28 protein-coding genes are annotated in these 26525 nt (G+C 77.3%); 13 read left to right on the top strand and 15 right to left on the bottom strand.

Going from position 1 to position 26525, the window contains the following annotated elements; translation table 11 throughout:
- The first annotated feature begins 54 nt into the window (after window positions 1-54).
- Complete coding sequence (locus ACI78R_RS10455; RefSeq protein WP_457040666.1) at window positions 55-1677, top strand: sensor histidine kinase; 1623 nt, start codon at window positions 55-57, stop codon at window positions 1675-1677.
- Entirely contained in the window at window positions 1674-2381 is a 708-nt protein-coding gene (locus tag ACI78R_RS10450; RefSeq protein ID WP_457040665.1) for a response regulator, read from the top strand. The genes ACI78R_RS10455 and ACI78R_RS10450 overlap by 4 nt, the downstream gene beginning before the upstream one ends.
- 46 nt (window positions 2382-2427) lie before the next feature.
- Here ACI78R_RS10450 and ACI78R_RS10445 read toward each other — a convergent pair whose 3' ends face one another.
- The gene (locus ACI78R_RS10445) at window positions 2428-2811 is read right to left on the bottom strand and encodes a YchJ family protein (protein WP_457040664.1); all 384 of its coding nucleotides are present in this window, start codon (window positions 2809-2811) and stop codon (window positions 2428-2430) included.
- 40 nt (window positions 2812-2851) lie between these two features.
- Window positions 2852-4492: a glycoside hydrolase family 13 protein gene (locus ACI78R_RS10440; RefSeq protein WP_457040663.1), complete on the bottom strand. Its 1641-nt coding sequence runs from the start codon at window positions 4490-4492 to the stop codon at window positions 2852-2854.
- Between the two features lie 201 nt (window positions 4493-4693).
- On the opposite strand from ACI78R_RS10440, the gene ACI78R_RS10435 reads away from it, so the two are divergent.
- On the top strand, window positions 4694-4882 hold the full coding sequence (locus tag ACI78R_RS10435) for a hypothetical protein (protein ID WP_457040662.1): 189 nt from the start codon (window positions 4694-4696) through the stop codon (window positions 4880-4882).
- A 571-nt stretch (window positions 4883-5453) separates the two neighbouring features.
- On the opposite strand, the gene ACI78R_RS10430 is transcribed toward ACI78R_RS10435, so the two are convergent.
- A complete protein-coding gene (locus ACI78R_RS10430; RefSeq protein ID WP_457040661.1) occupies window positions 5454-5690 on the bottom strand; it encodes a hypothetical protein in 237 nt (78 codons plus the stop codon).
- A gap of 73 nt (window positions 5691-5763) precedes the next feature.
- Between ACI78R_RS10430 and ACI78R_RS10425 the strand changes: the two genes are divergently transcribed.
- Both ACI78R_RS10425 and ACI78R_RS10420 read left to right on the top strand, forming a co-directional pair.
- A complete protein-coding gene (locus ACI78R_RS10425; protein WP_457040660.1) occupies window positions 5764-6048 on the top strand; it encodes an Ltp family lipoprotein in 285 nt (94 codons plus the stop codon).
- Between the two features lie 166 nt (window positions 6049-6214).
- Window positions 6215-7243, top strand: coding sequence for an LLM class flavin-dependent oxidoreductase (locus tag ACI78R_RS10420; RefSeq protein ID WP_457040659.1), 1029 nt, complete (start codon window positions 6215-6217; stop codon window positions 7241-7243).
- Window positions 7244-7247: 4 nt separating this feature from the next.
- Here the strand turns inward: ACI78R_RS10420 and ACI78R_RS10415 are convergent, their stop codons facing one another.
- On the bottom strand, window positions 7248-8210 hold the full coding sequence (locus ACI78R_RS10415) for a YihY/virulence factor BrkB family protein (RefSeq protein WP_073420036.1): 963 nt from the start codon (window positions 8208-8210) through the stop codon (window positions 7248-7250).
- Window positions 8211-8323: 113 nt separating this feature from the next.
- On the opposite strand from ACI78R_RS10415, the gene ACI78R_RS10410 reads away from it, so the two are divergent.
- Window positions 8324-8623, top strand: a complete 300-nt coding sequence (locus ACI78R_RS10410; protein WP_073420035.1) for a PspC domain-containing protein — start codon at window positions 8324-8326, stop codon at window positions 8621-8623.
- Between the two features lie 31 nt (window positions 8624-8654).
- Here the strand turns inward: ACI78R_RS10410 and ACI78R_RS10405 are convergent, their stop codons facing one another.
- A complete protein-coding gene (locus ACI78R_RS10405; protein ID WP_457040658.1) occupies window positions 8655-11372 on the bottom strand; it encodes an AAA family ATPase in 2718 nt (905 codons plus the stop codon).
- A 193-nt stretch (window positions 11373-11565) separates the two neighbouring features.
- Here ACI78R_RS10405 and ACI78R_RS10400 point away from each other — a divergent pair, with 193 nt between their 5' ends.
- Together ACI78R_RS10400 and ACI78R_RS10395 are read left to right on the top strand one after the other, a co-directional pair.
- A complete protein-coding gene (locus ACI78R_RS10400) occupies window positions 11566-12081 on the top strand; it encodes a VOC family protein (RefSeq protein WP_457040657.1) in 516 nt (171 codons plus the stop codon).
- Window positions 12082-12154: 73 nt separating this feature from the next.
- Window positions 12155-13015 carry an SGNH/GDSL hydrolase family protein gene (locus tag ACI78R_RS10395; RefSeq protein ID WP_457040656.1) on the top strand — a complete coding sequence of 287 codons (861 nt, stop codon included), beginning with the start codon at window positions 12155-12157 and terminating at the stop codon, window positions 13013-13015.
- Window positions 13016-13043: 28 nt separating this feature from the next.
- Here ACI78R_RS10395 and ACI78R_RS10390 read toward each other — a convergent pair whose 3' ends face one another.
- Entirely contained in the window at window positions 13044-14219 is a 1176-nt protein-coding gene (locus tag ACI78R_RS10390) for an MFS transporter (protein WP_454555821.1), read from the bottom strand.
- A gap of 43 nt (window positions 14220-14262) precedes the next feature.
- Between ACI78R_RS10390 and mug the strand changes: the two genes are divergently transcribed.
- Window positions 14263-14775 (top strand): G/U mismatch-specific DNA glycosylase, encoded by a 513-nt coding sequence (mug, locus tag ACI78R_RS10385; protein ID WP_073420032.1) that lies wholly within the window; start codon window positions 14263-14265, stop codon window positions 14773-14775.
- A gap of 1 nt (window position 14776) precedes the next feature.
- Here the strand turns inward: mug and ACI78R_RS10380 are convergent, their stop codons facing one another.
- Entirely contained in the window at window positions 14777-17653 is a 2877-nt protein-coding gene (locus ACI78R_RS10380) for a BTAD domain-containing putative transcriptional regulator (protein WP_457040655.1), read from the bottom strand.
- 175 nt (window positions 17654-17828) lie between these two features.
- On the opposite strand from ACI78R_RS10380, the gene ACI78R_RS10375 reads away from it, so the two are divergent.
- Entirely contained in the window at window positions 17829-19160 is a 1332-nt protein-coding gene (locus ACI78R_RS10375; protein ID WP_457040654.1) for an FAD-binding oxidoreductase, read from the top strand.
- Window positions 19161-19205: 45 nt separating this feature from the next.
- On the opposite strand, the gene ACI78R_RS10370 is transcribed toward ACI78R_RS10375, so the two are convergent.
- The gene (locus ACI78R_RS10370; RefSeq protein ID WP_175562833.1) at window positions 19206-19358 is read right to left on the bottom strand and encodes a hypothetical protein; all 153 of its coding nucleotides are present in this window, start codon (window positions 19356-19358) and stop codon (window positions 19206-19208) included.
- Between the two features lie 260 nt (window positions 19359-19618).
- On the opposite strand from ACI78R_RS10370, the gene ACI78R_RS10365 reads away from it, so the two are divergent.
- Window positions 19619-20059 carry a DUF5709 domain-containing protein gene (locus ACI78R_RS10365; RefSeq protein WP_073420029.1) on the top strand — a complete coding sequence of 147 codons (441 nt, stop codon included), beginning with the start codon at window positions 19619-19621 and terminating at the stop codon, window positions 20057-20059.
- Here ACI78R_RS10365 and ACI78R_RS10360 read toward each other — a convergent pair.
- Genes ACI78R_RS10360 through paaA form a run of 6 tightly spaced genes read right to left on the bottom strand, consistent with a single transcriptional unit; the run spans window position 20056 to window position 24335 of the window.
- Entirely contained in the window at window positions 20056-20454 is a 399-nt protein-coding gene (locus ACI78R_RS10360) for a thioesterase family protein (RefSeq protein ID WP_457040653.1), read from the bottom strand. The two genes, ACI78R_RS10365 and ACI78R_RS10360, sit on opposite strands and share 4 nt — an antisense overlap.
- A 4-nt stretch (window positions 20455-20458) precedes the next feature.
- On the bottom strand, window positions 20459-21535 hold the full coding sequence (gene paaE, locus ACI78R_RS10355; protein WP_457040652.1) for a 1,2-phenylacetyl-CoA epoxidase subunit PaaE: 1077 nt from the start codon (window positions 21533-21535) through the stop codon (window positions 20459-20461).
- Window positions 21535-22038 (bottom strand): 1,2-phenylacetyl-CoA epoxidase subunit PaaD, encoded by a 504-nt coding sequence (paaD, locus tag ACI78R_RS10350; RefSeq protein WP_457040651.1) that lies wholly within the window; start codon window positions 22036-22038, stop codon window positions 21535-21537. Before paaD ends, paaE begins: the two co-directional genes overlap by 1 nt.
- The gene (gene paaC, locus ACI78R_RS10345) at window positions 22035-22943 is read right to left on the bottom strand and encodes a 1,2-phenylacetyl-CoA epoxidase subunit PaaC (RefSeq protein ID WP_457040650.1); all 909 of its coding nucleotides are present in this window, start codon (window positions 22941-22943) and stop codon (window positions 22035-22037) included. The genes paaD and paaC overlap by 4 nt, the downstream gene beginning before the upstream one ends.
- A 49-nt stretch (window positions 22944-22992) precedes the next feature.
- Window positions 22993-23361 (bottom strand): 1,2-phenylacetyl-CoA epoxidase subunit PaaB, encoded by a 369-nt coding sequence (gene paaB, locus ACI78R_RS10340; RefSeq protein WP_342742277.1) that lies wholly within the window; start codon window positions 23359-23361, stop codon window positions 22993-22995.
- Complete coding sequence (gene paaA, locus ACI78R_RS10335; RefSeq protein ID WP_457040649.1) at window positions 23358-24335, bottom strand: 1,2-phenylacetyl-CoA epoxidase subunit PaaA; 978 nt, start codon at window positions 24333-24335, stop codon at window positions 23358-23360. The genes paaB and paaA overlap by 4 nt, the downstream gene beginning before the upstream one ends.
- 109 nt (window positions 24336-24444) lie before the next feature.
- Between paaA and paaK the strand changes: the two genes are divergently transcribed.
- Entirely contained in the window at window positions 24445-25782 is a 1338-nt protein-coding gene (gene paaK / locus ACI78R_RS10330; protein ID WP_457040648.1) for a phenylacetate--CoA ligase PaaK, read from the top strand.
- The gene (locus ACI78R_RS10325; RefSeq protein ID WP_336027024.1) at window positions 25779-26378 is read left to right on the top strand and encodes a TetR/AcrR family transcriptional regulator; all 600 of its coding nucleotides are present in this window, start codon (window positions 25779-25781) and stop codon (window positions 26376-26378) included. Before paaK ends, ACI78R_RS10325 begins: the two co-directional genes overlap by 4 nt.
- A 6-nt stretch (window positions 26379-26384) precedes the next feature.
- Here the strand turns inward: ACI78R_RS10325 and ACI78R_RS10320 are convergent, their stop codons facing one another.
- A complete protein-coding gene (locus tag ACI78R_RS10320) occupies window positions 26385-26516 on the bottom strand; it encodes a hypothetical protein (protein WP_281248075.1) in 132 nt (43 codons plus the stop codon).
- Window positions 26517-26525 lie beyond the last annotated feature (9 nt).

Raw genomic sequence — 26525 nt, 5'->3', positions numbered from 1 at the left:
GTTCATTGCGTACGTGAGCCACGTCGCAGCCGCGGGCGCGGGACACTCTCGGGCGTGCCCCGCCTCCTGCCCCGCCGCCGCACGGGCGGCAGCCTGGCCCGGCAGCTGCTGGCGCTGCAGGCGCTGGTGCTGCTGACCGTGGTGGCGGCCGCGGCGTTCGTCGCCTGGCGCGACGCCCGCGCGGCGCTGCAGCGCGGGGCCGAGCAGCGCACCACGGCCGTCGTGGAGAGCCTCGCCGACTCCCCGCTCGTGGCCGACGCCGTCACCGGCGGGGACCCGACGGCGGTGCTGCAGCCGTTCGTGGAGCAGGTGCGCGCCGACACCGGCCTGTCCTTCGTCACCGTCATGGCGCCGGACCGCACGCGGTTCACCCACCCCGACCCGCAGGAGATCGGCCGGCCCTTCCTCGGCACGGTCGGGCCGGCGCTGGCCGGCACGACGTTCACCGAGACCTACACCGGCACGCTCGGCCCGTCGGTCCGGGCCACCGGCCCGGTGTTCGACGCCGACGGCGACGTCGTGGCGCTGGTGTCGGCCGGGCTCACCGTCGACGTCGTGGCCGCCGACCTCGCCGACGCCGTCCCCGGCATCCTCGGCACCGCCGCGGTGACCCTCGCCGTCGGCGGCCTGGGCAGCGCCGCGGTGGCCCGCCGGCTGCGGCGCCAGACCGGCGGCCTGGACGCCGCCACGCTCGCCCGGATGCTCGAGCACCACGAGGCGGTGCTGCACGCCGTGCGGGAGGGGCTGCTGCTCGTCGACGGGCGGGGCCGGGTCGAGCTGGCCAACGACGAGGCGCGCCGCCTGCTCGGCCTGGCCGGCGACCCGGCCGGCCGCCCGGTGGCCGACCTGGGGCTGCCCGGCGAGCTGGCCGCCGCGCTGGCCGACCCGCGCCGCGGCGTCGACGAGGTGCACCTGACCGACGAGCGCGTGCTGCTCGTCAGCCGGATGCCCACCCGCACGCCCGGCCTCGGCGACGGCTCGGTGGTGACCCTGCGCGACCACACCGAGCTGCAGGCGCTGGCCGGCGAGCGCGACAGCGTGCGGGCCTTCGCCGAGTCGCTCCGGGCGCAGGCGCACGAGGCGGCCAACCGGCTGCACACCACCGTGTCGCTGGTGGAGCTCGGGCGCAGCGCCGAGGCGGTCGAGTTCGCGACCGCCTCGCTGGCCTCGGCCCAGGAGCTCACCGACCGGGTCGTCGGCGCCGTCGAGGAGCCGGTGCTCGCCGCGCTGCTGCTGGGCAAGGCGGCCACCGCCGCCGAGCGCGGCGTGGCGCTCGAGGTCGACCCCGGCACCGCGGTCGGCGTCACCGGGCTGCCCGCCGGCGACCTGGTGACGATCGTGGGCAACCTGCTGGACAACGCCATCGACGCCGCGCTGTCGGGGGAGCCGCCGCGGGAGGTGGCCGTGGGGCTGGCCGTCGACGGCGACTGCCTGGAGATCCGGGTCGAGGACAGCGGCCCGGGGCTGAGCGCGGAGGAGGCGGCCGAGGCCTTCCGGCGCGGCTACTCGACCAAGGACGACGCCGGCGCGCCCGACGGGCTCGGCCGCGGGCTGGGCCTGGCGCTGGTGCGGCAGGCGGTGCACCGGCACGGCGGCACGGTGACCGTGCGGCCCGGCCCGGGCGCGGAGTTCACCGTCTCGCTGCCGCTGGCCGTGCCCGCCGAGGTGGCCCTGTGACGGGCAGCGCGACCGGCACCGTGGGCGGGCCGGCGCCGGTGCGGGTGCTCGTGGTCGAGGACGAGCCGGTCGCGGCCGAGGCCCACCGCGCCTACGTCGAGCGCACCGCGGGGTTCACCGCCGTGGCGGTCGCGGGCACCGGCGCCGCCGCGCTCGACGCCCTGTCGCGCACCGCCGTCGACTTGGTGCTGCTCGACCTGCACCTGCCCGACGCCTCGGGCCTGGAGCTGTGCCGGCGGATCCGGGCGGCCGGCGCCGACGTCGACGTCCTCGCCGTCACCTCCGCCCGGGAGCTCGCCACCGTGCGGGCGGCGGCGGTGCACGGCGTCGTCGGGTACCTGCTCAAGCCGTTCACCTACCCGGCGCTGCGCGACCGGCTGGAGGCCTACGCCGCCTACCGCGCGCAGCTGCGGGCCGGCGGGGAGGCGGCCGGGCAGGCGGAGATCGACCGGGTGCTGGGCGCCGTGCGCCCGTCGCGGTCGGCGCCGCTGCCCAAGGGGATGGGCCGGGAGACCCTCGACGCGGTGGTGGCCGCGGTGCGCCGGGCGCCCGGGGTGTCGGCGGCGGAGACGGCGGAGCTCATCGGCGCCTCGCGGATCACCGCCCGCCGCTATCTCGAGTACCTGGCCGAGACGGGCCTGGTCGACCGGGTGCCCCGCTACGGCGGTGCCGGGCGGCCGGAGCTGGAGTACCGCTGGCGGTGACCGCCCCGGCCGGGCCGCCCGGCCGGGGCGCTCGGGCCCGGGCCGCTCAGGCCGGGTCGCCGTCGACGTACACCCAGCGGCCGTCCCGCCGGCGGAAGCGGCTGTGCTCGGCCTGCACGGTGTCCTGCCCACCGGCGCGCGCGTGCGCGCGGAAGGTGACCGTGCCCTCGGCGTCGAACAGCCCGCCGCCGGTGGTGGCGAGCACCTCCAGGCCGGTCCAGCGCACGCCCGGGTCGAGTTCGAGCGTGCGCGGCCGGGTGGCCGGGTCCCAGGTGGCGAGCAGGTAGGCGGGATCGCCGACGGCGAAGGCGCTGTAGCGCGAGCGCATGAGCTGCTCGGCGGTGGCCGCGGCCGCGCTCCCGTCGTGGAGGCGGCCGCAGTCGTCCGCGTAGGGCAGGCCGGATCCGCAGGGGCAGCGCGTGGGGGTCACGCCGCCAGTCTGCGGGCCGGTCCTCGGCTCAGTCCTCGGCTCAGTCCTCGGCGATCCAGACGGCCGTGTCCGGCGGGAGCGCCACCGAGCGGGCCGAGGTGTGCACGCCCGGGCCGGACTCCAGCAGCACCCGCCCGCGGGAGCGCACCAGCACCGGCTCGCTGCCCATGTTGACCACGCAGCGGACCGTGCGCCCCTCACCGGTGCACCGGACGGTGAGCACGTCGCCGCGGCTGCTGACCGTGGCCTCGCCGGTGCCCAGCGCCGGCTGCTCGGCGCGGACCGCGAGCGCCTCGCGGTAGAGGTGCAGCATCGAGGAGGAGTCGCGGGTCTGCCGGGAGACGGCGTACTGCCGCCACTCGGCCGGCACCGGCAGCCACGGCCTCGCCGCGCGGGCGGGGGAGAAGCCGATGCCGGGGGTGGCGTTCCACGGCATGGGGACGCGGCAGCCGTCGCGGCCGGCGCGCTCGCCGTTGCTGCGGTGGAAGATCGGGTCCTGCTTGGCCTCGTCGGGGACGTGCGCCTGGGGCAGGCCCAGCTCGTCGCCGGCGTAGACGTAGGCCGAGCCGGGCAGCGACAGCAGCAGCAGGGCCGCGGCGCGGGCGCGCGCCAGGCCGGTCTCGCCGCCGCCGAAGCGGGTGACCATCCGGTCCTTGTCGTGGTTGCCGAGCACCCACGACACCGGGGCGCCGACCTTGCCGAAGGCGTCCAGGGCGCTGCCGATCGCCTCGGTGAAGGCGGTGGTCTCCCACCGGGACTTGAGCAGCCGGAACGACAGCGACTGGTGCAGCTCGTCGGGCCGGGAGTACAGGGCGACCTCGTCGAGGTCGGCCAGGCACACCTCGCCGACCAGCATGGTGTCCGGGTACTCGTCGCAGACCGCGCGCCAGCGGCGCCACACGTCGTGGACCTCGGGCTGGTTCCAGGTCATGGCCTGCTCGGGGCCGTGCCCGAACAGGGTGGGGGAGTAGGTGCCGGGGTTGTCGCGCAGCCCGGCGTCCTTGTGGAGGCCGTAGGCGACGTCGACGCGGAAGCCGCTCACGCCGCGGTCGAGCCAGAAGCGCAGGGTCCGCTCGAAGTCGTCGGCCACGACCGGGTCGCGCCAGTTGAGGTCGGGCTGCTCGGGCGCGAACAGGTGCAGGTACCAGCGGCCGTCCGGGGTGCGTGACCAGGCCGGCCCGCCGAACAGGGAGCGCCAGTTGTTCGGCGGCTCCTCCGACGGCGGCCGGAAGTGGTAGCGCGACGCCTCGGGGCAGTCCGGGTCGGCCAGCGCCGCCTGGAACCAGGGGTGCTGGTCGGAGGTGTGGTTGGGCACGACGTCGAGCACGACCCGCAGGCCGAGCTTCCGCGCGTCCGCCACCAGGGCCTCGACGTCGGACACGTCGCCGTACTCGGGGTCGACCGCCCGGTAGTCCACGACGTCGTAGCCGCCGTCCGCGCCACCCGAGGGGTAGTGCGGGTTGATCCACAGCGCGTCGACGCCCAGCCACGAGAGGTAGGGCAGGCGGGCGCGCAGGCCGGCCACGTCTCCGATGCCGTCGCCGTTGCCGTCGGCGAACGAGCGCAGGTAGACCTGGTAGACGACGGCCGAGCGCCACCAGGGCTGCTCCTGGACGGGAGCCGGCCGGGACCACGGCTGCTGGCCGGCGGCGGTGCCGGCAGCGACGAGTCGAGCGGACATGCGGGAAGGATCGGCCCATCCGGCCGTCCGGTCGCCCACCGCTGATCACGAAGGGTGAGACGCACCTTGTCAGGTGTCGCCGAATCGGCTGGTGGCGGTGTCGTCGGGCACATCCCGGATGCCCCGGACGGGTGACGGCGTTGCACCAGCCGTCCCACGAGTCACGAGCCGCCCGACGGGGCGGCACAGGAAGAACGCGCCATGACCAGCACCCCGGCCGCTCCCGCGGCCGACCGCGCCGTCTGCCACCGCCACCCCCGGCACGTCTGGATCGCCAGCTGCCCCGACTGCACCTCCTGGCACCTCGCCGGCCTGCGGGCCGGACGGCAGGACCGCCCGGCGGTGCCGCGCCCGCGCGCGGACGACGACGCCCGCACGCACGCCGCCTGACCGCACGTCGCTCCACCGCACGTCGCTCCACCGCACTGCCCGACGCGCCCCTCCGGCTCCCCCGGCCGGAGGGGCGCCGTCGTCTCCGGGGAGCAGGACTCGGGTCCGCGCCTGACTGGGGTCAAGGACGCACCCCGCGTTCCGATACTCGGCGGGAACGCAGATGTGGCGGTCCTCGACGACGCAGGAGTCCTCAGGTGACACAGCACGACGGGGCGTGGCCCCAGTACGACGGCGCTCCACAGGACGCCCCGCCGGGACCTGTGCCGACGGCGGACGACCGGCCGACGGCCGCCTTCCCCCCGCTGCCGCCCCACGCACCGCCGCCGCCGTTCGGCGCGCCGCCGTTCACTGCGCCGCAGTCGTTCGGCGCACCGCAGCACCCGGGGGCGCCACACCAGCCCGGGGGAGCACACCAGTTCGGCGCGCCGCCGCACGGCTGGGCGACGCAGCAGTTCGGTACCCCGCCCCTCCCGCCGCCTCCCGCGGGGCCGCCCGGCGCGTGGCAGCCGCCCGTCCCGACCGGCACGGGACCGTCGGCGTCGACCGCTCCCTGGTACCGGCGCAAGCGCTACGCCATCCCCGCGGGGGTGCTGGCGCTGGCCGTGCTCGGTGCGGCGGTCAGCCCGGGGAAGGACGCCGGCACCACCTCGGCGGCCTCCGGCTCCAGTGCGTCCGTGACGACGACCTCGGCGCCCGTGCCGACCACCCCCTCCGCCCCGGCATCGCAGGCCGACGTCGTCGCCCCGACCACCGTGCCGACGCCCTCCGCGACCGTCCCGGCGCCGGCCCCCACCGGAACCCGCACGACCGCACCTGCACCTGCACCGGCACCTGCACCTGCACCTGTGCCGGCTCCGGCTCCGGTGCCGGACCTGACGATGGGGCAGCGGAACGCGCAGGGGTCGGCGAGCGACTACCTCGCGTTCACGTCGTTCTCGCGGTCCGGGCTCATCGAGCAGCTGGAGTTCGAGGGCTACTCGACCGCCGATGCGACCTGGGCGGTCGACAGCCTGGGTGTCGACTGGAACGACCAGGCCGCCCAGTCGGCGCGCGAGTACCTCGAGTTCACCTCGTTCTCGCGGTCCGGGCTCGTCCAGCAGCTGGAGTTCGAGGGCTTCACCGCTGAGCAGGCCGAGTACGGGGTCAGCCAGGCCGGCTTCTGACCCTCTCCGTCGCGGCCTCTCGACTGCCCGACGCGCCCCTCCGGCTCCCCCGGCCGGAGGGGCGCCGTCGTCTCCGGGGAAGGTCCGGGACACCACCCTGGTTCACTGTGGTTGAACGTTTGACGACAGCGGGGCGGGTGCCCCGCGCGACCGGAGGAGGAGCGCCGTGCACCTGGGCGTCGACAGCTTCGTGGCGGCGGTGACGGACCCGTCCACCGGGCGGGCCGTCGGGCCCGAGGAGCGCATGGCCGACCTGCTCGAGGAGATCGAGACCGCCGACCGGGTGGGTCTGTACTCCTTCGGCATCGGCGAGCACCACCGCCCCGAGTACTACGACTCCGCGCCGCCGGTCATCCTCGCCGCCGCGGCCGCCCGCACCTCGCGCATCCGGCTCGGCAGCGCCGTCACCGTGCTCTCGGCCGCCGACCCGGTCCGCGTCTTCCAGCAGTTCGCCACGCTCGACCTGATCAGCCGGGGCCGCATCGACCTCGTCGTCGGCCGCGGCTCGTTCACCGAGGCGTTCCCGCTGTTCGGCCTGTCGCTGGCCGACTACGACGAGCTGTTCGACGAGAAGCTCGACCTGCTCCTGCGCATCCGCGAGTCCGAGCGGGTCACCTGGTCGGGCCGGCACCGCCCCGCGCTCACCGGCCAGGGCGTCTACCCGCGCCCGCTGCAGGCCCCGCTGCCGGTGTGGGTCGGCGTCGGCGGCACCCCGACGTCCTTCGTCCGCGCCGGGCTGCTCGGCCTGCCGCTGATGGTCGCGATCATCGGCGGCGAGCCCCGCCAGTTCGCGCCGCTCGTCGACCTCTACCGCCAGGCCGGCGAGCGGGCCGGCCACGCGCCCGAGCGGCTGCAAGTGGGGCTGCACGTCTTCGGCTTCGTCGCCGACAGCACGAAGGCCGCCGCCGACACCGTGTACCCGGGCTGGCACGAGATGTTCACGAAGGTCTCCCGCGAGCGCGGCTTCGCCCCGCCGACCCGTGCCCAGTTCGACGCCACCAGCGGGCCGAACGGGGCCTTCTTCATGGGTGACCCGGACACCGTGGCCGAGAAGCTGGTGCGCATCTCCGGCCAGCTCGGCGGCGTCGACCGGGTCTCGATCCAGATGACCAACCCCCGGCTCGCCCACGCCGACCTGCTGCGCGGCATCGAGCTGCTCGGCACCGAGGTGGCCCCGCAGGTGGCCTCCTCCTGATCGCTCAGGCGTCCTCCGGGTAGGGCGGGGCGCTGTCGGCGACGACGGCGCCCCGCTCGCCCAGCGGCCGGTCGGGCCCGACGGTCGAGTCCCGCCCGGTCTGCCGCTCGGCCTCGGCGTTGACCACCGCGCCGAGCACGACCAGGAACACGCTCAGCCACAGCCACACCATGCTGATCGCCACGCCGGCCAGGGAGCCGTAGGTCGCGGTGTAGTCGCCGAGGCCCTGCACGTAGGCGAACAGCGCCAGCGACGTCGCCACCCACAGGCCGGTCGCCAGCACCGCACCCCCGCTGATCCACCGCCACCGCGCCTGCCGCCGGTCGGGACCGACCCGGTAGAGCACCGCGCACACCACCACCATGAGCGCGGCGACGCCGGCCCAGACCAGCAGCGGCTCCAGGTCCCGCACCGCGCGGGGCGCGGCGGACAGGACCGACGCCACCAGCCCGCGCACGGCGATGGCCGCACCCAGTAGCACCGCCCCGCCCAGCACGAGGAGGAGGCCCAGCCCGCTGCGGCGCAGCACGCCCCGGGTCTCGCGCTCGTGGTAGGCCAGCGTCAGCGCGTCGACCAGGTAGGTGGCCGCCGTCGTCGCCGTCCACAGCGCGGCCGCCAGCCCGGTGAGCCCGCGGAGGGTGAGCACCTGGCCGGACGCGGTGGTGATCGTGGTGAGCTGGTCGGCGACGAGCGGCTCGAGGTCGTCGGGCAGCACCGCGGCCATGTCCGAGAGCTGGCGCAGCGCCGAGGCGGGGGAGTTGAGGGCGCCGTAGATCGACAGCGCCGTCACCAGCACCGGCGCGATCGACAGCAGCGCGAAGAAGGCGACGGCGGACACCTGCACCATCAGCCGCTCGCCGAACGCCTGGCGCAGCGACCGGCGCAGCACCTGGAGCCAGCCCCGGGGCGGGATCCGGTGGGGGGACGAGGCGTCGTGCGCGACGCCGGTGCCGGAGGCGTCGGCCATGGACGGAGTGTCCCGTCGGGGGAGCGCCCGGGCATCCCCGGAGCGCGCGGACCCGGGTCGGTCCAGGGGATCGCCGGATACCCCGCCGGTGCGCCCGGCGGCAGGCTCGGGACATGACATCGACACCGCAGACCGCCCTCCCCCCGACCCCCCGCCGCGAGCTCCGCCGCGCCCGGTCCGGCGCGATGCTCGGCGGCGTCAGCGCCGGCCTCGCCGACTACACCGGCGTCGACACGGTGCTGTGGCGCGTCCTGTTCGTCGCGCTGACCCTCGCCGGCGGCGCCGGGATCGTCCTCTACGCCGCCCTGTGGGTGCTGACGCCGCCGGTGCCCCTGGCTCCGGGCGAGCAGCCGCGCCGGGTCGACGAGGCGGTCGAGCGCCTCTCCGGCCGGCTCGGCGGGACGCCCCGCTGACCGTCCCCCCGGGCACCCTCCGGCCCGGCGCTCAGCCGGGCGGGAACAGCCGGGCCAGCTGGACGCGGGAGCGCAGGCCCCGCTTGCGGTAGACGCCGGTCAGGTGGTGCTCCACGGTCTTCGGACTGAGGAACAGCTCCGCGGCGATCTCGCGGTTGGAGGCGCCGCCGGCCGCCAGCGCGGCGATCCGCACCTCCTGCGGGGTCAGCGGCTCCTCCGGCAGCGGCCGGCGGGGCCGCGCGGTCCGCCCGGTGGCCCGCAGCTCCTCCTCCGCCCGCCGGGCCCAGGCCGTCAGCTCCATCGCCGCGAACGCGTCGGCGGCCGCGGCGAGCTCCTCGCGGGCGGCCACCCGGCGGCCGGCCCGGCGCAGCCGCTCGCCGAGCAGCAGCCGGGTGTGCGGCTCCTCGAACCGGTCGGGCCCGGCGGCGTGCGCGGCCAGCGCGTCCCGGAACAGGGTGACCGCCGCGTCGTCGTCGGGGCAGGTCAGGGCGCGGCAGCGGGTCACGAGCGCCGCGGTGGCCGGGGAGGGGGAGCGCGACACGGCGGCGTAGTCGGCGGCGAGCCCGGCGGCCTCGGCCCGCCGCCCGAGCCCCGTCCACGCCTCCACCAGCAGCGGCGCCACCCCGAGCGGTTCGCCGAGCGCGCCGCTGCCGCCGTCGGCGGCCAGCCGCTCCTCCAGCAGCCGCGCCGTCGTGACGAGGTCCCCGCGGCACAGCGCGCAGGCGGCGGCGGACAGGGCGAGGTGCGCGGCGACGCCGGCCGTCCCGGCCCGGACGACGAGCTCGCGGGCCCGCCCGAGGTGCCGCTCGGCGTCGTCGTGCCGTCCGCGGGCGGCGTACTCCCAGGCGAGCAGCTCGTGCGCCGGCGCGGCGTCCGCGACGTACCCCAGCTGTTCGGCGAGCTCGACGGACTCCCCGGCGTCGGCGAAGGCGCCCGCGTGGTCGCCGAGCAGCTGCACCCGGCCGTGCGCGGTCATCGCCAGCACCGCGACCAGGACCCCGAGCGCCCCGGCGGCCCGCGCCTCGCGCACCCGCCGCTCGACCACCGGCACGAGGGTCAGGGGGTCGGCGACCCACCCGACGGCCAGCACCAGCAGGGGGAGCAGCCGGGCCTCCGCGCGCAGCCCCGCCGTCTCCTCCATCGTGCGCACCGACCGCTGCAGCAGCGCCCGGCCGGCGTCGGGGTCCCCTCCGGACACCGCGGCGAGCCCGGCGACCCACGCGGCGAGCGCGCGCTGCAGCGGGTCGGCGTCGTCCGCGACGGCGGCCGCGCGCCGGGCCGCCGCCCGGATGCCGGCGACGTCACCCAGCCGGTGCCCGACGACGGCGAGGTCGGTGAGCGCCCAGATCGCGGTGCGGCCCTCCGCGAGCCCGGCCGCGGCCTCGAGCAGGTCGCGGGCGGCGGGCACCGAGCCGGTGTCCTGCTCGACCCGGCCGAGCACGGCCAGCACCTCGCCGCGGACGGCCGGGGCGGCCGGGCCCCGCAGGACGGCGTCCCCCAGGGAGCGGGCGCGCGCCGCGTCCCCGCCGAGCGCCGCGTCCCGGACGGCCCCGGCGAGCAGCGCGGCGGCGCGGGCGGCGTCGCCGGTGAGCGCGGCGGCCCGCTCCAGGGCGGCCGAGGAGGCGGCGAAGCCGCGGCGCTCCCGCGCCCGGCCGGCCACGGCCGCGAGCTCGCCGGCCAGGGCCTCGTCGGGGCCGGTGGTGGCCAGCGCCCGGTGCCAGGTGCGGGCGACCTCGTCGCCGTCGGGAGTGGCCTCGGCGAGCAGCCGGTGCGCGCGGCGCCGCTCCGCCGGGGAGGCCCGGCCCCACGCGAGGCCGCGCAGCAGCGGGTGCCGCAGGTCGAGCACCCCGCCGGACCGCACGAGGACGCCGCGCCGCTCGGCCTCGTCGAGGGCCGCGTCGGCGTCCAGCCCCGCCCGGGCCAGGGCGGCGGCCACCGTGGCGGCGCGGCCGTCCTGGGAGGCGGCCACCAACAGCACCGCCTGCCGCGCGCCCGCGGGCAGTGCGGCCAGCTCGGGCCCGAACGCGCCGGAGAGCCCCGGGCCGGCCGGCAGCTCGGCGGGCAGCGGCTCCGCACCGGACCGCTGTGCCGGGGACAGCGCCGCGGCCACCTCCCGGAGCGCGAGCGGGTTGCCGCCGAGCCGGGCGGCGAGCCGGCGGGCGACCGGCCCGGCGACGGTGTCGGCCAGCAGGTCCGGGACGGCGTCGGGGCCGAGGTCGGCCAGGCGCAGGACGTCGTCGCCGGCGACGGGCTCCGGCCCGGGGCGCCGGGTGACGACGACGGCGACCCGGTCGGCGTGCATCCGGCGCGCGGCGAACAGGACGGCCCCGGCCGACTGCGGATCGGCCCACTGGAGGTCGTCGACGGTCACCAGCAGCGGGGCCTCCGCGGCGGCCGCGGCGAGCAGAGACAGGGTGCCCGCGGCGACGAGGTGCCGGTCGCCCGGGACGCCGGCCGGGCCCCAGCCGAGGGCGGCGGCCAGCGCGGCCGCCTGGCCGGCCGGGACCTCCCCGAGCAGCGGCCGCAGCGGCGTCAGCAGCTCGCCGAGGACGGCGTGCGGCAGCGCCGCGTCGGACTCGATGCCGCGGGCGGAGACCCGGCCGAAGCCCGTCGCTCGGGCGGTCGCGGAGCGCAGCAGGGCGGTCTTGCCGACGCCGGGCCCGCCCTCGACCACGAGCAGCCCGGCGCGGCCCGAGCGGGCGCCGTCCAGGAGCCGGTCGAGGCGGCCGACCTCCGCCGCGCGGCCCACGAGGTCGGGGGTTCTCCCCGACGCGACCGCTCGCCCGCCGGCCGCACGCTCGTCCGGCAGGAGACCCTCGGGAGGACGCCATGACCACGACACCGGGCCGGACCCTATCGCCGCTCACGCTGCAGCTGAGGTGTCTCGCGCGCCTGTTCGGGGCGCCGCTGTACCCGCTGCCGCGGCCGCCGCGGGGCGCCCGGTGACCGCCCCCGCCGTCGACCACCTGACCCTCACGGTGACCGACCTCGACGCGAGCCAGCGCTTCTACGGCGAGCTGCTCGGCCTGCTCCGGCTGGCCGACTTCGGGACCGTGCGGGTGCTCGTCCACCCGGCCAGCGGGTTCACGCTGTCGCTGGCCCTCAACGGGGGTGCGGGCGGCCGCTTCGACGAGCGGCGCACCGGCCTCGACCACGTCGGCCTCGCCTGCGGCTCCCTGGCGGAGCTGCGGGCCCGGGAGGCGCAGCTGGCGGCCATGGGCGCGACGTACACGCCGATCCGGGAGATGCCCTTCGGCTGGCACCTCAACCTGCGCGACCCCGACGGCATCGCGCTGGAGTTCACCGTGCCGAACGCGGTGCTCGCCGCGGCGTACGCGGAGCTGCGGGAGCCCGGGCTGACGCAGGAGCGGCTCGACGTCCGGGCGCGCGAGGTGCTGGCCGCCGCCGGTGTCGACACCGGGGTCGACACCGCCGGTCTCGACGCGGTCGGGAGGTGAGCGCCGTCACCCGATCGGGTCGCCGTCGTTGAGCACGGCGTCGTCGTCCCTCGGCCCCGATGGAGTGGTCCGCTTGCGCCGCCTGATCGCCGTCCTGTTCGCCGCCCTCGCCGGCGTCGTCCTCCTGGTCCCGCCCGCGGCGGCCGCCCCGCCGCCGCGCGAGCCCCTGGACTACGTCGCCCTCGGGGACTCCTACAGCGCGGCGTCCGGGGTCCTGCCGCCGGACCCCACCGCCGCGCCGCAGTGCCTGCGGTCGACCCGCAACTACCCGCACGTGCTGGCGCAGGCGATCGGCGCCCGGCTGACCGACGTCACCTGCGGCGGCGCCGACACGAACGACTACTTCGAGGCGCAGCACCCGGGCGTGCCGCCGCAGCTGGAGGCGCTGTCGGCGGAGACCGACCTGGTCACCATGACCATCGGCGGCAACGACAGCGGCGTGTTCATCCAGTCGATCCTGCGCTGCTCCGCCGCCGGCCTGCTCACGCTCGGCCAGGGCAGCCCCTGCCGCGACACCTACGGCAGCTCCTTCGAGGACACGGTGCGCACCACCACCTACCCGGCGCTGGTGCGGGCGCTGAGCGCGGTGCGCGAGGCGGCCCCGCGGGCGCGGGTGGCGATCCTCGGCTACCCGTGGATCCTCCCGGCGTCCGGCGGCTGCTTCGACCGCATGCAGGTGGCCACCGGCGACGTCCCCTACCTGCGCTCGCTGCAGGCGACCCTCAACGACGCCGTCGCGCGCGCGGCGCGGGAGACCGGCGTGACCTTCGTCGACCTCGCGCAGGTCTCCGAGGGCCGGGACGCGTGCGCGCCGCTGGGCGTGCGCTGGGTGGAGCCGGTGCTGCAGGGCACCAACGCGGTGATCGTGCACCCCAACGCCCTCGGCGAGGCCGGCATGGCGGCCCGGGCGCAGGAGGTGCTGCGGCTGCGCTGACCCGGGTCGGCCGGGACCCCGTCCGGGGTCAGCGCCGCGGGAGGGCCAGGGCCGCCACGAGTCCGGCGGCCACCACCGCGGTGCTGACCCCGAACGCCACCTGGTAGGAGGCGACGTCGGTCAGCCAGCCGGCCACCAGCGGCCCGGCGACGGCGCCCAGGTCGGCCGACATCTGGAACACCGCCACCACCCGGCCGCCGCGGGCGGGGCTCACGTCGCCCACCAGCGCCGCCGGCACGCTGGCCAGCAGCGCCGCGGCCAGGCCATAGGTGGCCATCGAGAGCAGGAAGACGCCGGTCTGCGGGGGCAGCACGAGCAGCGCCAGCGCCGCGGTGCCGGTGGCCGACCCGAGCAGGAGCGCCGGCCGCCGTCCCCAGGTGTCGGCCAGCCGGCCCGAGCGCAGCAGCGCCAGCGCCTGTGCCGCCGAGCCCGCCAGCAGGCCCGCCCCGGCCCAGGCGGCGCCGCGGCCCAGCTCCTCGGTCACGTACAGCGGCACCAGCGAGTTGCGCACCCCGAACAGCACCCAGCCGACGCCGAGGTTGGCGACCAGCGCCGCCACGTAGGCCCGCGAGCGCAGCGCCGCGCGCAGCGGCAGGGCGTCCGGCGCGGTCGGATCGGGAGCCGGGGCGGGCGCGCCGGCCGGGGCGCGGAGCAGGACGAGCGCGACGGCGCCGGCCACCAGCAGGGCCGCCGCGTAGAGGAAGAACGGCAGCCGCGGCGACACCTCGGTGAGCAGCCCGCCGGCCGCCGGCCCCGCGATGCCGCCGAGGATGAAGCCGCCCTGGTAGGTGGCGGCGGCGCGGCCGCGGTGGGTCGGCGGCGCCACCCGCAGCAGCAGCGCCAGCGCCGCGACGGTGAACATCGCGCTGCCCACCCCGCCCGCGGCGCGCAGCACGAGGAACACCGGGAACGACGTCGCCAGGCCCGCCGCGCCGGTGGTCAGCGCGACGATCGCCAGGCCGGACGCCAGCACCACCCGCTCGCCGAGCCGCTCGACCAGCGACCCGCCGCCGAACGCCGAGACGAAGCGGAAGAAGGCGAAGGCGCTCACCGCGAGCCCGACGGCCGTCGTCCCCACGCCGAAGGCGCGGGTGAACAGCGGGATCGCCGGGGCGACGATGCCGAACCCCAGCGCCACGACGAACGCGACGACGGCCAGCACGCCCACCTCGCGCGGCAGCGCCGCATCCCCCCGTCCCCGCACCGGGCGATGCTCGCAGGCGCCCGCGCGGGGAGACTCCCCGGGCATGGGGACCGGAGCGCGGGCCAAGCCGCTGCGCGACGTCGTCGCCCCCGGCCTCGACGTCCTGTTCTGCGGGATCAACCCGTCGCTGCTGTCGGCCGAGCGGGGCCACCACTTCGCCCGGCCGGGCAACCGGTTCTGGCCGGCGCTGCACCTGGCCGGGCTCACGCCGCGGCGGCTGGCGCCGGAGGAGGACGGCGAGCTGCCGCGGTACGGCCTCGGCGTCACCAACCTCGCCGACCGGCCCACCCGCACCGCCGCCGAGCTCACGCCCGAGGAGCTGCGCGACGGGCTGCGGTCGCTCACCGCCCTGGTGGCGGAGTACCGGCCGCGGGTGCTGGCGGTCCTCGGCGTCACCGCCTGGCGGCTGGCCACCGGCCGCCCGCGCGCCGGGTGGGGCCGGCAGGAGGAGTCGCTGGCGGGGGCGCAGACCTGGGTGCTGCCCAACCCCAGCGGCCTCAACGCCCACCACCAGCTGCCCGACCTCGCCCGGCTCTACGCCGGGCTGCGCCCGTGACTCAGACGGTCGCGCCCGCCAGCCGGCCGACCAGCGCCACCGCACCGCCCGCGTCCAGCGCCGCGCCCTCGGCCTGCGCGGCCACCAGGTCGTCGGCCGGCAGCGCCGCCTGGGTGGCGGCCACGTAGCGCTGCCCGTCCATCGGGTCCATCCGCAGCGGGTCGTAGCCGACCAGCCGGGCGTTGGCCTGCACCGCGCCGAGCAGCACCCCGCCGGCCCACGCGTCGCCGGACGCCGTGGCCGCGCCGACCGCGGCGAGCAGCCCCGCCAGGGTGCCGGTGGCGTCGCCCTCGCGGTGGGTCAGGTCGACCATCCGCCACAGGTCGGCCAGCGCCTCGTCCGCGCGGCCGGCGTCCGTGAGCACCTTCGCCCGGATCCACAGCACCGACGAGTGCGCCCACGAGTGACCCAGCCCCAGCGCGAGCTGCTCGGCCCGGCCGAGGTGCTCCAGCGCGCCCGGGACGTCCCCGGCCACGCGGGAGAACTGGCCGAGCGTCATCGCGATCTCGGCCTGCACCCACTCGATGCCCGACGCCTGCGCGAGCTCGAGGCCGCGGGCGATGTCCTTGGGCGTCTGCCCGTCGGGGTCGGCCTGGCCGAGCAGGGCCCGCACGAAGCCGCGCAGCACCAGCGCGAGGGCCAGCACGCCGTCGGACCCGTCGTCGGCGACGTCGACGATCTCGTTGGTGCGCGCCCAGATCGAGGCGACGTCCCCGGACAGGTAGGCCAGCAGCGCGTCGCCGAGCAGCGCGCCGCTGCGCACGGACGCCGGCGCGCCCGGGGTCGCGTCCAGGGCGGCGGCCAGCCAGCGGCGGCCCTCGGCCACGTGCCCGCGGCGGTACCACCACCACGACAGCGCCGACCCGATCCGCAGCGCGGCCTCGCCCTGCCCGGTGGCCAGCGCGTGCCCGAGCGCGGCGCGCAGGGCGGGCTGCTCGGCGTCGAGCCGGCGGGCGCTGGCGGTCCACTCGGGACGGCGCAGCGTGGGCTCGAGCCGCTCGGTCAGGTCGACGGCGAAGCGGGTGAGCCGGTCGCGCAGCCGCCGGCCGGAGGCGTCGTCGAGGCCCTGCTCGGCGTACTGGCGCAGCGTCTCGAGCATCCGGTAGCGCCCGGCGCCGTGGTCGAGCTCCACCAGCGACTTGGCCACCAGCACCCGCAGCAGCTCCAGCGCGCCGCCGTCGACCTCGGGACCGGCCACGGCCTCGACCAGGTCGGGCCCGAACGTGCCCGGCAGCACGGCGACGGCGCGGTAGACGGCGAGCTCGGGCGGGGAGAGCAGGTCGACGCTCCACTGCACGGTGGCCGCGAGCGTGCGCTGGTGCGGCACGGCGGTGCGCCAGCCGCCGGACAGCAGCGCGAACCGGTCGTCGACCCGGCCGGCCACCTCCGCCAGCGGCAGCGTGGTCAGGCAGGCGGCGGCCAGCTCGACGGCCAGCGGCAGCCCGTCCAGGGCGGCCACCAGCTCGCGGACCTGCCGCAGGTCGTCCTCCGACGGGTCGGCCAGGTGCGGGGCGACCAGCCGGGCGCGGTCGAGGAACAGCTGCTCGGCGTCGCTCCCCGGGGCGCCGGCCGGCATGGGCCCGCAGGGCAGCACCGCCTCGCCGGGCAGGCCCAGCGGCTCCCGCGAGGTGGCCAGCACCCGCAGCTCGGGGCAGCGCGGCAGCAGCTCCGCGCAGGCGGTCGCCGCCGCCTCCACCACGTGCTCGCAGTTGTCGAGGACCAGCAGCAGCGGCCGGTCCTGCAGCGCGGTGGCGACCGCGCCGAGCGGGTCGCCGCCGGCGAGGGTGACGCCGAGGACGCCGGCCACCTGCGCGGCCACCAGGTCGGGGTCGGTGACGCCGGCCAGCTCCACCAGCACCGCCGGCGGCGCCCCGGCCGGGCGGCGGCGGGCGGCCTCCAGCGCCAGCCGCGTCTTGCCGCTGCCACCGGGTCCGACGAGCGTGACCAGCCGCGGGCCGGCCAGCGCGGCGCCGAGCTGCGCGAGCTCGCGCTCCCGGCCGACGAACGCCGTCAGCGGGACCGGCAGCGGCGGCAGCGGGCGGGCGGCGGGCCGCTCGGGGGCCGGTGCGGGCTCCGGGGCCGCGGCGGGCGCCGGCCGGACCGTGCCCGACCCGGCCAGCGCCGGGTCCTGCCGGAGGATCTGCGCGTAGAGCGACTGCAGCGGCCGGCCGGGGTCGACGCCGAGGCCGTCGGCGAGCAGCCGCCGCCCCTCCTCATAGACCTCCAGGGCCTCCGCCTGCCGGCCGCAGCGGTACAGCGCGAGCATCAGCGAGCCGCGCAGGCCCTCGCGCAGCGGCTCGGCGCGCAGCAGCTCCCGGACGTCGTCGACGATCTCGGCGTGCCGGCCCAGCCGCAGGTCCAGCTCGGCGGCGAGCTCGCGGGCGGCCAGCCGCAGCTGCTCCAGCCGCTCGGACTCCTCGGCGGCGAACGTCGCCGACACGTCGGCGTAGGCCGGGCCCCGCCACAGCGCCAGGCCCTCGGTGACCGCCTCGCGGGCGGCCGCCGGCTCGTCGCGGGCGGCGAGGTCGCGGGCGGTGCGCAGGAGCTGCACGAACCGGACGGCGTCGACGTCCTCCGGCGCCACCTCCAGCCGGTAGCCGGGCTCCCGGGTGACCAGCACCGTCCAGCGGCCGCCGGTCACGTCGGGCTCGAGCTCGCGGCGCAGCCGGGACACGATCGACTGCAGCGTCGCCGACACCGCGGCGGGCGGGTTGCCGCTCCACACCCGGTCGACGAGCAGGTCGACCGGCACCGTGCGGCCGGGGTCGAGGAGCAGCGCGGCGAGCACCGCCCGGTGCTTGGGGGACTGGGGGGCGAGGAGGGAGCCGTCGCGCCGGACCTCCACGGGGCCGAGCACGCGGAACGAGGTCGCGGACATCGCGGCGCAGCCTAGGTTCCGGAACCCGCGCGTGGTGCCCTCCGCTGCGTCCCTCGTCCGTTCCGTGACCTCCGGGTCCGCGCCCGTGAGCAGGCACCCAAGCGCGCACCAAGGACACACCAAGGACGGCGGCCGACGCTCTCCCCGCACCGCACCCCTGCACCCTGGAGAGACAGTGACGTCCGCGACCGCCGCCCCGCCCGCCCTGCCGCCCGACCTGACCGCGACGCTGCGCTCCCGCCTGTCGCACGGCGCCCGGCTGACCGAGGGGGCCGGCGCCGCCGGCGCGATGGTCCAGGTCGCCGAGGTGTCCGACGTCGTCGCCGCCGTGCGGCTGGCCGGCCGGCACGGGGTGGCGCTCGCCGTCCGGGGGCCGGGCCGGTCCGGCGGGCCGGGCGCAGCCGGGAGGCCCGGCCGTCCCGGCGGGCCGGCGCGGCGGCTGACCGTCGATCCCGACCGGCTCGCGCAGGTCACCGTCTCCCCGGCCGGCTGGGCCCGGGTGGGGGCGGGGGTGAGCTGGCGCGAGCTCGCCGGTGTGGCCGGCCGGCACGGCCTCACGCCGCTGACCGGTGGCTCGGCCTCCGAGCGGGTGGCGGACACGGTCACCGGCGGCGGCGTCGGCCCGCTCGCGCGCACGTACGGGCTGGCCGCCGACCGCGTCCGCGCCGTCGAGGTGGTCACCGGCGACGGCGCGCTGCGCCGGGTGACGCCGGACGACGAGCCGGAGCTGTTCTGGGGCCTGCGCGGCGGCGGTGCGGCGCTGGGCGTGGTCACCGCCGTCGAGCTGGACCTGCTCGCCGCGGGGCCGCGCTACGGCGGGCAGCTGCGCTGGGCGCCCGGGGACGCCGCGCGGGTGCTCGACGCCTGGCGCGCCTGGACCGCGACGCTGCCCGCGCAGGCCGGCACCTCGCTGGTGCTGTCCCGGCCGCGGCAGGGGGAGGGCGGCGTGGCCGTGCGCTTCGCCTGGGCGGGGGACCCGGAGGACGGCGTCGCCGTGCTCGACGGGCTGCTCGGCCCGCTGGCCGCCGGCGGCCGGCCGCTGGACTCCGAGATCGCGCCGCGCGGCCCGGCCGGGCTGGCCACGCCGCAGCAGGTGACGGACCCGGGCTCCTCGCTGCTGGCCGACCGGCTGCCCGACGACGGCGCCGGCGCCGTGCTGCGGGCGGTGCGCGGCAGCCGCCCCCGCACGGTGGAGCTGCGGCTACTCGGCGGTGCGCTCGGGTGGGTGCCCGAGCGGCCGAGCGCGGTCTGCCACCGCGACGCGCGGCTGGCGGTGCTCGTGACCGGCGGCGCCGGCAGCGAGGACCGCGCGGCCACCCGCGCCTGCACCGACGACGTCGCGGCCGCGTTCGGCGCCGACCTGGGCGGCCGGGAGCCCGCGCACGGCTTCGCCGCGGTGCCCGACGTGCTGGCCCGGACGCCGACGCCCGCCGTCCGGGATCGGCTCGCCGCACTGGCCGCCGACGCCGATCCGCACCGGGTGCTGGAGGGCGCGGCGCCGCGCTGAGGCCGGCGGCTCAGGCGGCCCGCCGCCGCCGGGTCAGGCGGCGGTTCAGGCGGTGGCGGTCGTCGCCAGCAGGCGGCGCAGCGCCTCGTCGAAGTAGTCCTCGTACAGCTCCCGCACGAGGTCCATCCGGTCCTCGGCGACGGCGGCTTCGACCCGCCGGGCGTAGTGCTCGTGCAGTTCGGTCAGCGACGTGTCCACGGGGTCTCCTGGGAGGTGGGCTCGCCTCCAGTGTCCGGCCGCGGGCGCGGTCGGTGCCGCATGCGGGGCTGCTCGCTCCGTCACACCGCCCTCACCCGGCCTCGCGCCGTGGTGCCCGACCTCGCCCCGCAGCGCGAGGTCGGACACCGCGCGGCGAGGTCGGGTGAGTGCGACGGGCCTCCCGTGGGCGGCACCGCGCGTGGCAGGGTGGGCGCCCCGGACAGCGCCGTCCGTCCCGACCGCACCCCGAGGAGACAGGCGTGGACCGCGAGAGCTACGGCACCGACGGCACCGACCCCGAGGAGGCCACCGGTCTGCTCGAGCGGGAGGACACGCTGGAGGACGGCGACGACCCGCTCGACACCGGCTGGTCCCCGCCCGAGCGGCCCTGGGGCGTGCAGGAGTGGGGCACCACCGACCGCGAGGAGGCCTCCGGCGAGGGCCTCGACGGCCGGCTCGCCCGCGAGCTGCCCGACGGCTCCGGGGACGACGACGGGGACGAGCTCGGCGACCTCGCCGGCGGCGACGGCGAGCTGCGCGACGACGAGGTGGGCGACGCCCGCGCCGGCCGGCTGGCCGACCTCGACGACGACGGCGTGGTCGACGGCGAGGACGAGCTCCTGGCCGACGACCTCGGCATCGACGGCGGCGCGGCCTCCGCCGAGGAGGCCGCCGTCCACGTGGTGCGCGGCGACCGCTAGCCCGGCGGCCGGGTGAGGCGGGCGGCGAGGACCTCCTCGGCCAGCACCGCCTGCCCGGTGGTGCCGCGGCCGAGCTCCCGGCCCGCCGCGTCCTCCGCCCGGCAGGCGCAGGTGACCCGGTTGCCCTCCACCGCGGTGCACGTGGCGGTCACCCGCACCCGGTCGCCGGGCCAGGCCGGCGCCAGGTGCTCCACCGACACCGCCGTGCCGACCGCCGCCTCGCCCGGTTCCAGGTGACGCAGCAGGAGCACCCGGCCGGCCTCCTCGAAGTGCTTCGCCATGGAGTACGTGGCGTAGACGGGGTGCACCGGGCCCAGCCGGTCGAAGTCGACCGTCATCGCCCCGGTGACGACGACGTCGAGCACGGCGACGTCGCCGACGGCGGGCGGCCGCACGGCCTCAGGCGTCGAAGTCGACGGTGACGGCGTCGGAACGCGGCAGCGTCTGGCACGTGAGCACGTACCCGGCCTCGACCTCGCGCGGCTCCAGCGCGTAGTTGCGCCGCATCTCCACCTCGCCGTCGGTGACCCGCGCGCGGCAGGTGCCGCACACGCCGCCCTTGCAGGCGAACGGCAGGTCCGAGCGCACCCGCTGGGCGGAGTCGAGCACGGTCTCCCCCCGCGGCAGCGCCAGCGTGGTGGACCGCCCGTCGAGGACGACGGTCACCTGGCTGCTCGGCCCCTCGACCGTCCGGTCGTCGCCGCGCACCGGCTCCGGCGGGACGTCGTCGACGAAGAACAGCTCCTGGTGCACCCGCTCGGCCGGGACGCCGAGCTCGGCCAGCAGCGCGCGGGCGTCGGTGACCATCCCGTGCGGCCCGCACAGCCACCAGTGGTCCACCCGCTCCACCTCGACCAGGTTCGACACCAGGCTGCGCAGCCGGTCGCCGTCGAGCCGGCCGCTGGTCAGCTCGGCGTCGCGCGGCTCGCGGGAGAGCACGTGCACCAGTTGCAGCCGGGGGCCGTGGGCGTCCTTCAGGTCGGCGAGCTCGTCGGCGAACATGACGGTGTTGGTGCGGCGGTTGCCGTAGAAGACGGTGACGGTCGACTCGCCGTCGCGCAGCACCGTGCTCGCCAGCGACAGCGCGGGCGTGATGCCGGAGCCGGCGACGACGAAGACGTGGTCGGCCGGCGTCGACAGGTCGGCGGTGAAGGTCCCCGACGGCGGCAGCACCTCGATGGCGTCGCCCGGGCGCACCTCGTGCACCAGCCAGGAGGAGAAGAAGCCGCCGGGCACCTCGCGGACGCCGACCCGCGGCGCGGCGCCCACCGGCGCGCAGATGGAGTAAGAGCGGCGCTCGTCGCGGTCGCCGTCCACCCGCCGGAGCGTCAGCGCCTGCCCGGGCCGGAAGGCGTAGTCCTCGGCCAGCTCGGTGGGCACGTCGAAGGTGACGGCGACGGCGTCGTCGGTGAGCCGCTCGACGCCGGCGACGGTCAGCGGGTGGAACTGCGGCCGGCGGCGCGGGGGCGCGCTCATCAGATCTCCTTCACGTGCTCGAACGGCTCCCGGCAGCTGCGGCACTGGCGCAGCGCCTTGCACGCCGTCGCCCCGAACTCGCTGATCTGCTCGGTGTCGGCCGACCCGCACAGCGGGCAGGACGCCGTCCGGCGGGGAGGCCCGAGCTGCAGCGGCACGGGCCCGGCGGTGCGCTCGGGGGCGGGGCCCGGCGGGGCGATGCCGGCCTCGGCGAGCTTGCGGCGGCCGTCGTCGCTGATCCAGTCGGTGGACCAGGCCGGCGACAGGACGGTGCGCACCTCGACGTCGTCGAACCCGGCCGAGTGCAGCGCGTGCAGCAGGTCGGCGCGCATGACGCCCATCGCCGGGCAGCCGGAGTAGGTGGGGGTGATGTCGACGACGACGGTGCCGTCGTGCACCCGGACGTCGCGGAGCACGCCCAGGTCGGCGAGCGTCAGCGCCGGCAGCTCGGGGTCGGTGACGGTCTCCGCGACGGCGCGCGGGTCGGCGATCACGGCGCTCACCAGGTCGCCGCCGGGTGCTGGCGCGCCAGGCCCTGGAGCGTCGCGAGCAGCGCCGTCAGCTCCTCGCCGTGCCGCCCCTCCCGGCCGCGCGGGGCGACGTCGTCCGGCCACGGCGGCACGGTCAGGGTGGCCCGCTCCAGCACGGTGGTGAGCACCTCGCGCACCTCGTCGCGGACGGCGGCCGGGTCGACGGCGACGCCCGCGGCGACCAGCCGGGCCTCGACGTCGGTGGCGGTGAACAGGTCGGCCATCAGCGGCCAGACCGCGGCGACGCCGTCCTGCGCGCGGCGGTGCGACTCGGGCGTGCCGTCGCCCAGGCGCAGCACCCAGCGGGCGGCGTGGTCGCGGTGGTAGGCCAGCTCGTGCACGCCCTTGGCGGCGATGGCCGCGAGCACCGGGTCGCGGGACTCCCGCAGCCGGGCGAACACGGCCAGCCGCACGGTGGACGCGACCAGCAGCCGCACCATCGTCCGCGCGAAGTCGCCGTTCTCGGCCGCCACCAGGCCGGTGTTGCGGAACTCGTCGGCGTCGCGGAAGTAGGCGAGCGCGTCCTCGTCGGGGATCGACGCCGTCGCCAGCGACCGTGAGCGGCCGAGGACGCCGGCCGAGCCCGCGCGGGCCAGCAGCAGCCGGGCCTGGCCGAGCAGGTCCAGGCCGGTGTTGCCGAGGGCGACCTCCTCCTCGAGCTCCGGCGCGTTGGTCATCCACTGCGTGAGCCGCTGCGCGAGCACGAGGGCGTCGTCGCCGAGCATCAGGCAGTAGACGCCGAGGTCGGCGGGGTCGACGCCGTCGGGGACGGTGGTGTCGACGCCGGCCAGCGGCTCGTCGAAGCCGGTGCCGAACGCCCAGTGCCCGGCGTCGTCGTGCGCGTTGGTCAGCGCGTCGTAGACGGTCTCCTCGTGCATGCCTGCCCTCCCTGGGGCCAATAGCGCTACAAAGGCCAACAGGGCCCGCTCACATGTGGGGGACGTTCTCCGGGATCTCGTAGAACGTCGGGTGGCGGTAGACCTTGTCGCCGCTCGGGGCGAACATCGGGTCCTTCTCGTCGGGGCTCGACGCGGTGATGTCGGCCGCCTTCACCACCCAGATGCTCACGCCCTCGTTGCGCCGCGTGTAGAGGTCGCGGGCCGCGTGCACGGCCATCTCGTCGTCGGGCGCGTGCAGCGAGCCGACGTGCACGTGGTTCAAGCCGCGCTTGCCGCGCACGAACACCTCGTACAGCGGCCAGTCCCGCCTCACCGCGCGCGGGCGCGGCTCGACCGGCACCTCGGGTCCGGTGGGGACGGCGCCGTGCCCGCCCTCGGCGGTGACGTCGGTGCTCACGCGACGGCCCCCGCGTGCCCCTCGGCGTGCTTCGCGGCGTAGGCCGTCGCGGCCTCGGTCACCCAGGCGTTGTCGTCGCGGGCCGCGCGGCGGCGGGCGATCCGCTCGGCGTTGCACGGGCCCTCCCCGGAGATCACCCGCTTGAACTCCGCCCAGTCGATGGGGCCGGAGCGCCAGTGCCCCGACTCCTCGTCCCACCGCAGGTCGGGGTCGGGCAGCGTCACGCCGAGCACCTGCGCCTGCGGCACCGACATGTCTACGTAGCGCTGCCGCAGCTCGTCGTTGCTGTGCCGCTTGATGCCCCACGCCATCGACTGCGCCGAGTTGGGGCTGTCGTCGTCGGGCGGGCCGAACATCATCAGCGAGGGCCACCACCAGCGGTCGACGGCGTCCTGCACCATGGCCCGCTGCTCGGGGGTGCCGCGCATCATCGTCATCAGCAGCTCGTAGCCCTGCCGCTGGTGGAACGACTCCTCCTTGCAGACGCGGATCATCGCCCGGGCGTAGGGCCCGTAGGAGGAGCGGCACAGCGGCACCTGGTTGCAGATGGCCGCGCCGTCGACCAGCCAGCCGATGACGCCGACGTCGGCGTAGGTGAGCGTCGGGTAGTTGAAGATCGAGCTGTACTTCTGCCGGCCCTCGATGAGCTTGTCGGTGAGGTCGGCCCGGTCGGCGCCCAGCGTCTCGGCCGCGGAGTACAGGTACAGCCCGTGGCCGGCCTCGTCCTGGACCTTGGCCAGCAGCACCGCCTTGCGGCGCAGGCTCGGGGCGGCCAGCAGCCAGTCGCCCTCGGGCTGCATCCCGATGATCTCCGAGTGCGCGTGCTGGGCGATCTGGCGCACCAGCGTCTTCCGGTAGCCCTCGGGCATCCAGTCGCGCGGCTCGACGCGGTGGTCGGCCGCGATCGTGGCGTCGAACTGGGCCTGCAGGGCGGTCTCGTCCACCGCGGGCCGGTCGAGCGTCGGCGCGGACATCGGGTCTCCCCTCGAGCTATTTACTGACCGTGCGGTCGGTAATAGTGTGCCGCAGCGTGCTGCACGACACAAGCGGCGCGATCGGTGCTAGGCCGACGAGGAGGCAGGCATGACGACGGCGACCGGCGATCTGCGGCGGCTGGGCGAGGCCCCCGACCCCGCCACCCTCGACCCGGCCGAGCGCATGGGCGTCGACGAGCTGCGGGCGGTGCAGCTCGAGCGGCTGCGGGAGTCGCTGCGGCACGCCTACGCCAACGTGCCGCACTACCGGCGCGCGTTCGACGAGGCCGGCGTCCACCCCGACGACTGCCGCGAGCTCGCCGACCTCGCGCGGTTCCCCACCACGAGCAAGGCCGACCTGCGGGAGAACTACCCCTTCGGCATGTTCGCCGTCCCGCGCGAGCAGGTGCGCCGCGTGCACGCCTCGAGCGGCACCACCGGCCGGCCGACCGTCGTCGGCTACACCGGGCGCGACCTGGAGACCTGGGGCGCCGTCATGGCGCGGTCCATCCGCGCCGCCGGCGGGCGGCCCGGCGACGTCCTGCACAACGCCTACGGGTACGGCCTGTTCACCGGCGGTCTGGGCGCCCACTACGGCGCCGAGGCGCTGGGCTGCACCGTGGTCCCCGTGTCCGGCGGCATGACGCCCCGCCAGGTGCAGCTGATCACCGACTTCGCGCCCCGCGTGATCATGGTGACGCCCAGCTACATGCTCACCGTGATCGACGAGTTCGAGAAGCAGGGCCTCGACCCGCGTGCCTCCAGCCTGCAGATCGGCATCTTCGGCGCCGAGCCGTGGACGGAGCAGATGCGCCGGGAGATGGAGGAGCGGCTCGACATCCAGGCCGTCGACATCTACGGGCTGTCGGAGGTCATGGGCCCGGGCGTGGCGCAGGAGTGCGTGGAGACCAAGGACGGCCTGCACGTGTGGGAGGACCACTTCTACCCGGAGGTCATCGACCCGATCACCGGCGAGGTGCTGCCCGAGGGCGAGGTGGGCGAGCTGGTGTTCACCTCGCTCACCAAGGAGGCGATGCCGGTCGTGCGCTACCGCACCCGCGACCTCACCCGGCTGCTGCCCGGCACCGCGCGCCCGGGCATGCGCCGCATGGAAAAGGTCACCGGCCGCACCGACGACATGATCATCCTGCGCGGGGTGAACCTCTTCCCGACGCAGATCGAGGAGGTCGTGCTGCGCACGCCGGGGCTCGCGCCGCACTTCGCGATGGAGCTCACCACCCGCGGGCGGATGGACCACCTCGTGGTGCGCGTGGAGGCCCGCCCGGACTGCCCGCCCGAGCGCCGCGAGCAGGCCGCCGCCGAGGTGACGACGGGCGTCAAGGACACCGTCGGCACGAGCATCGAGGTGCTCGTCGTCGACCCCGAGACGCTGCCCCGCTCCATGGGCAAGCTGCAGCGGATGACCGACCGGCGGGAGCGCGCGTGACGCAGGTGCGGGTCCGCCGGGGACGGCCCGGGCACTCGCTCGACAGCCTGCTCGACGTCGCCGTCGCGGTGTTCAACGAGCGCGGCTACGACGCCACGAGCATGGAGGAGCTGGCCGCGCGGCTCGGGGTCACCAAGTCGGCGATCTACCACCACGTGCCGAGCAAGGTCGAGCTGCTGCGGATGGCGCTGGACCGGGCGCTGGACGCGCTGTTCGCGGTCACCGCGGAGCCGGGGGCGGTCACCGGGCGGGCCATCGACCGGCTGGAGCACGTGGTGCGCGGCTCAGTCCGGGTGCTCGCCGCGGAGCTGCCGTTCGTCACCCTGCTGCTGCGGGTGCGCGGCAACTCCGCGGTCGAGGAGGCGGCCCTCGCCCGGCGGCGGGAGTTCGACCGGGTCGTCACCGACCTGGTCCGCGCCGCCGAGGAGGAGGGCGACGTGCGACCCGACGTCGACCCCGCCGTCACCAGCCGGCTGCTGTTCGGCACGGTCAACTCGCTCACCGAGTGGTACCGGCCCGGCGGCAGCCTCTCGGCCGACGACCTCGCCGACGCGCTGGTGACGACGGCCTTCCGGGGGCTGCGCACGCGCCCCTGAGGGCGGTCAGCCCCGGTCGCGGCGGGGGCGGTAGGGCGCGCCCGGGTTGAACACCTCGAGCGTGTAGGCGTCGAGCCGGCGCAGCAGGGCGCGGGCTCGGGTCACGGGGGTGGCGTGCTGGGTCATCGGCGGGGTCATGGCGTCTCC

Source organism: Geodermatophilus sp. SYSU D01106, assembly GCF_054049995.1.
This window is presented reverse-complemented; position numbering and strand designations above follow the sequence as displayed.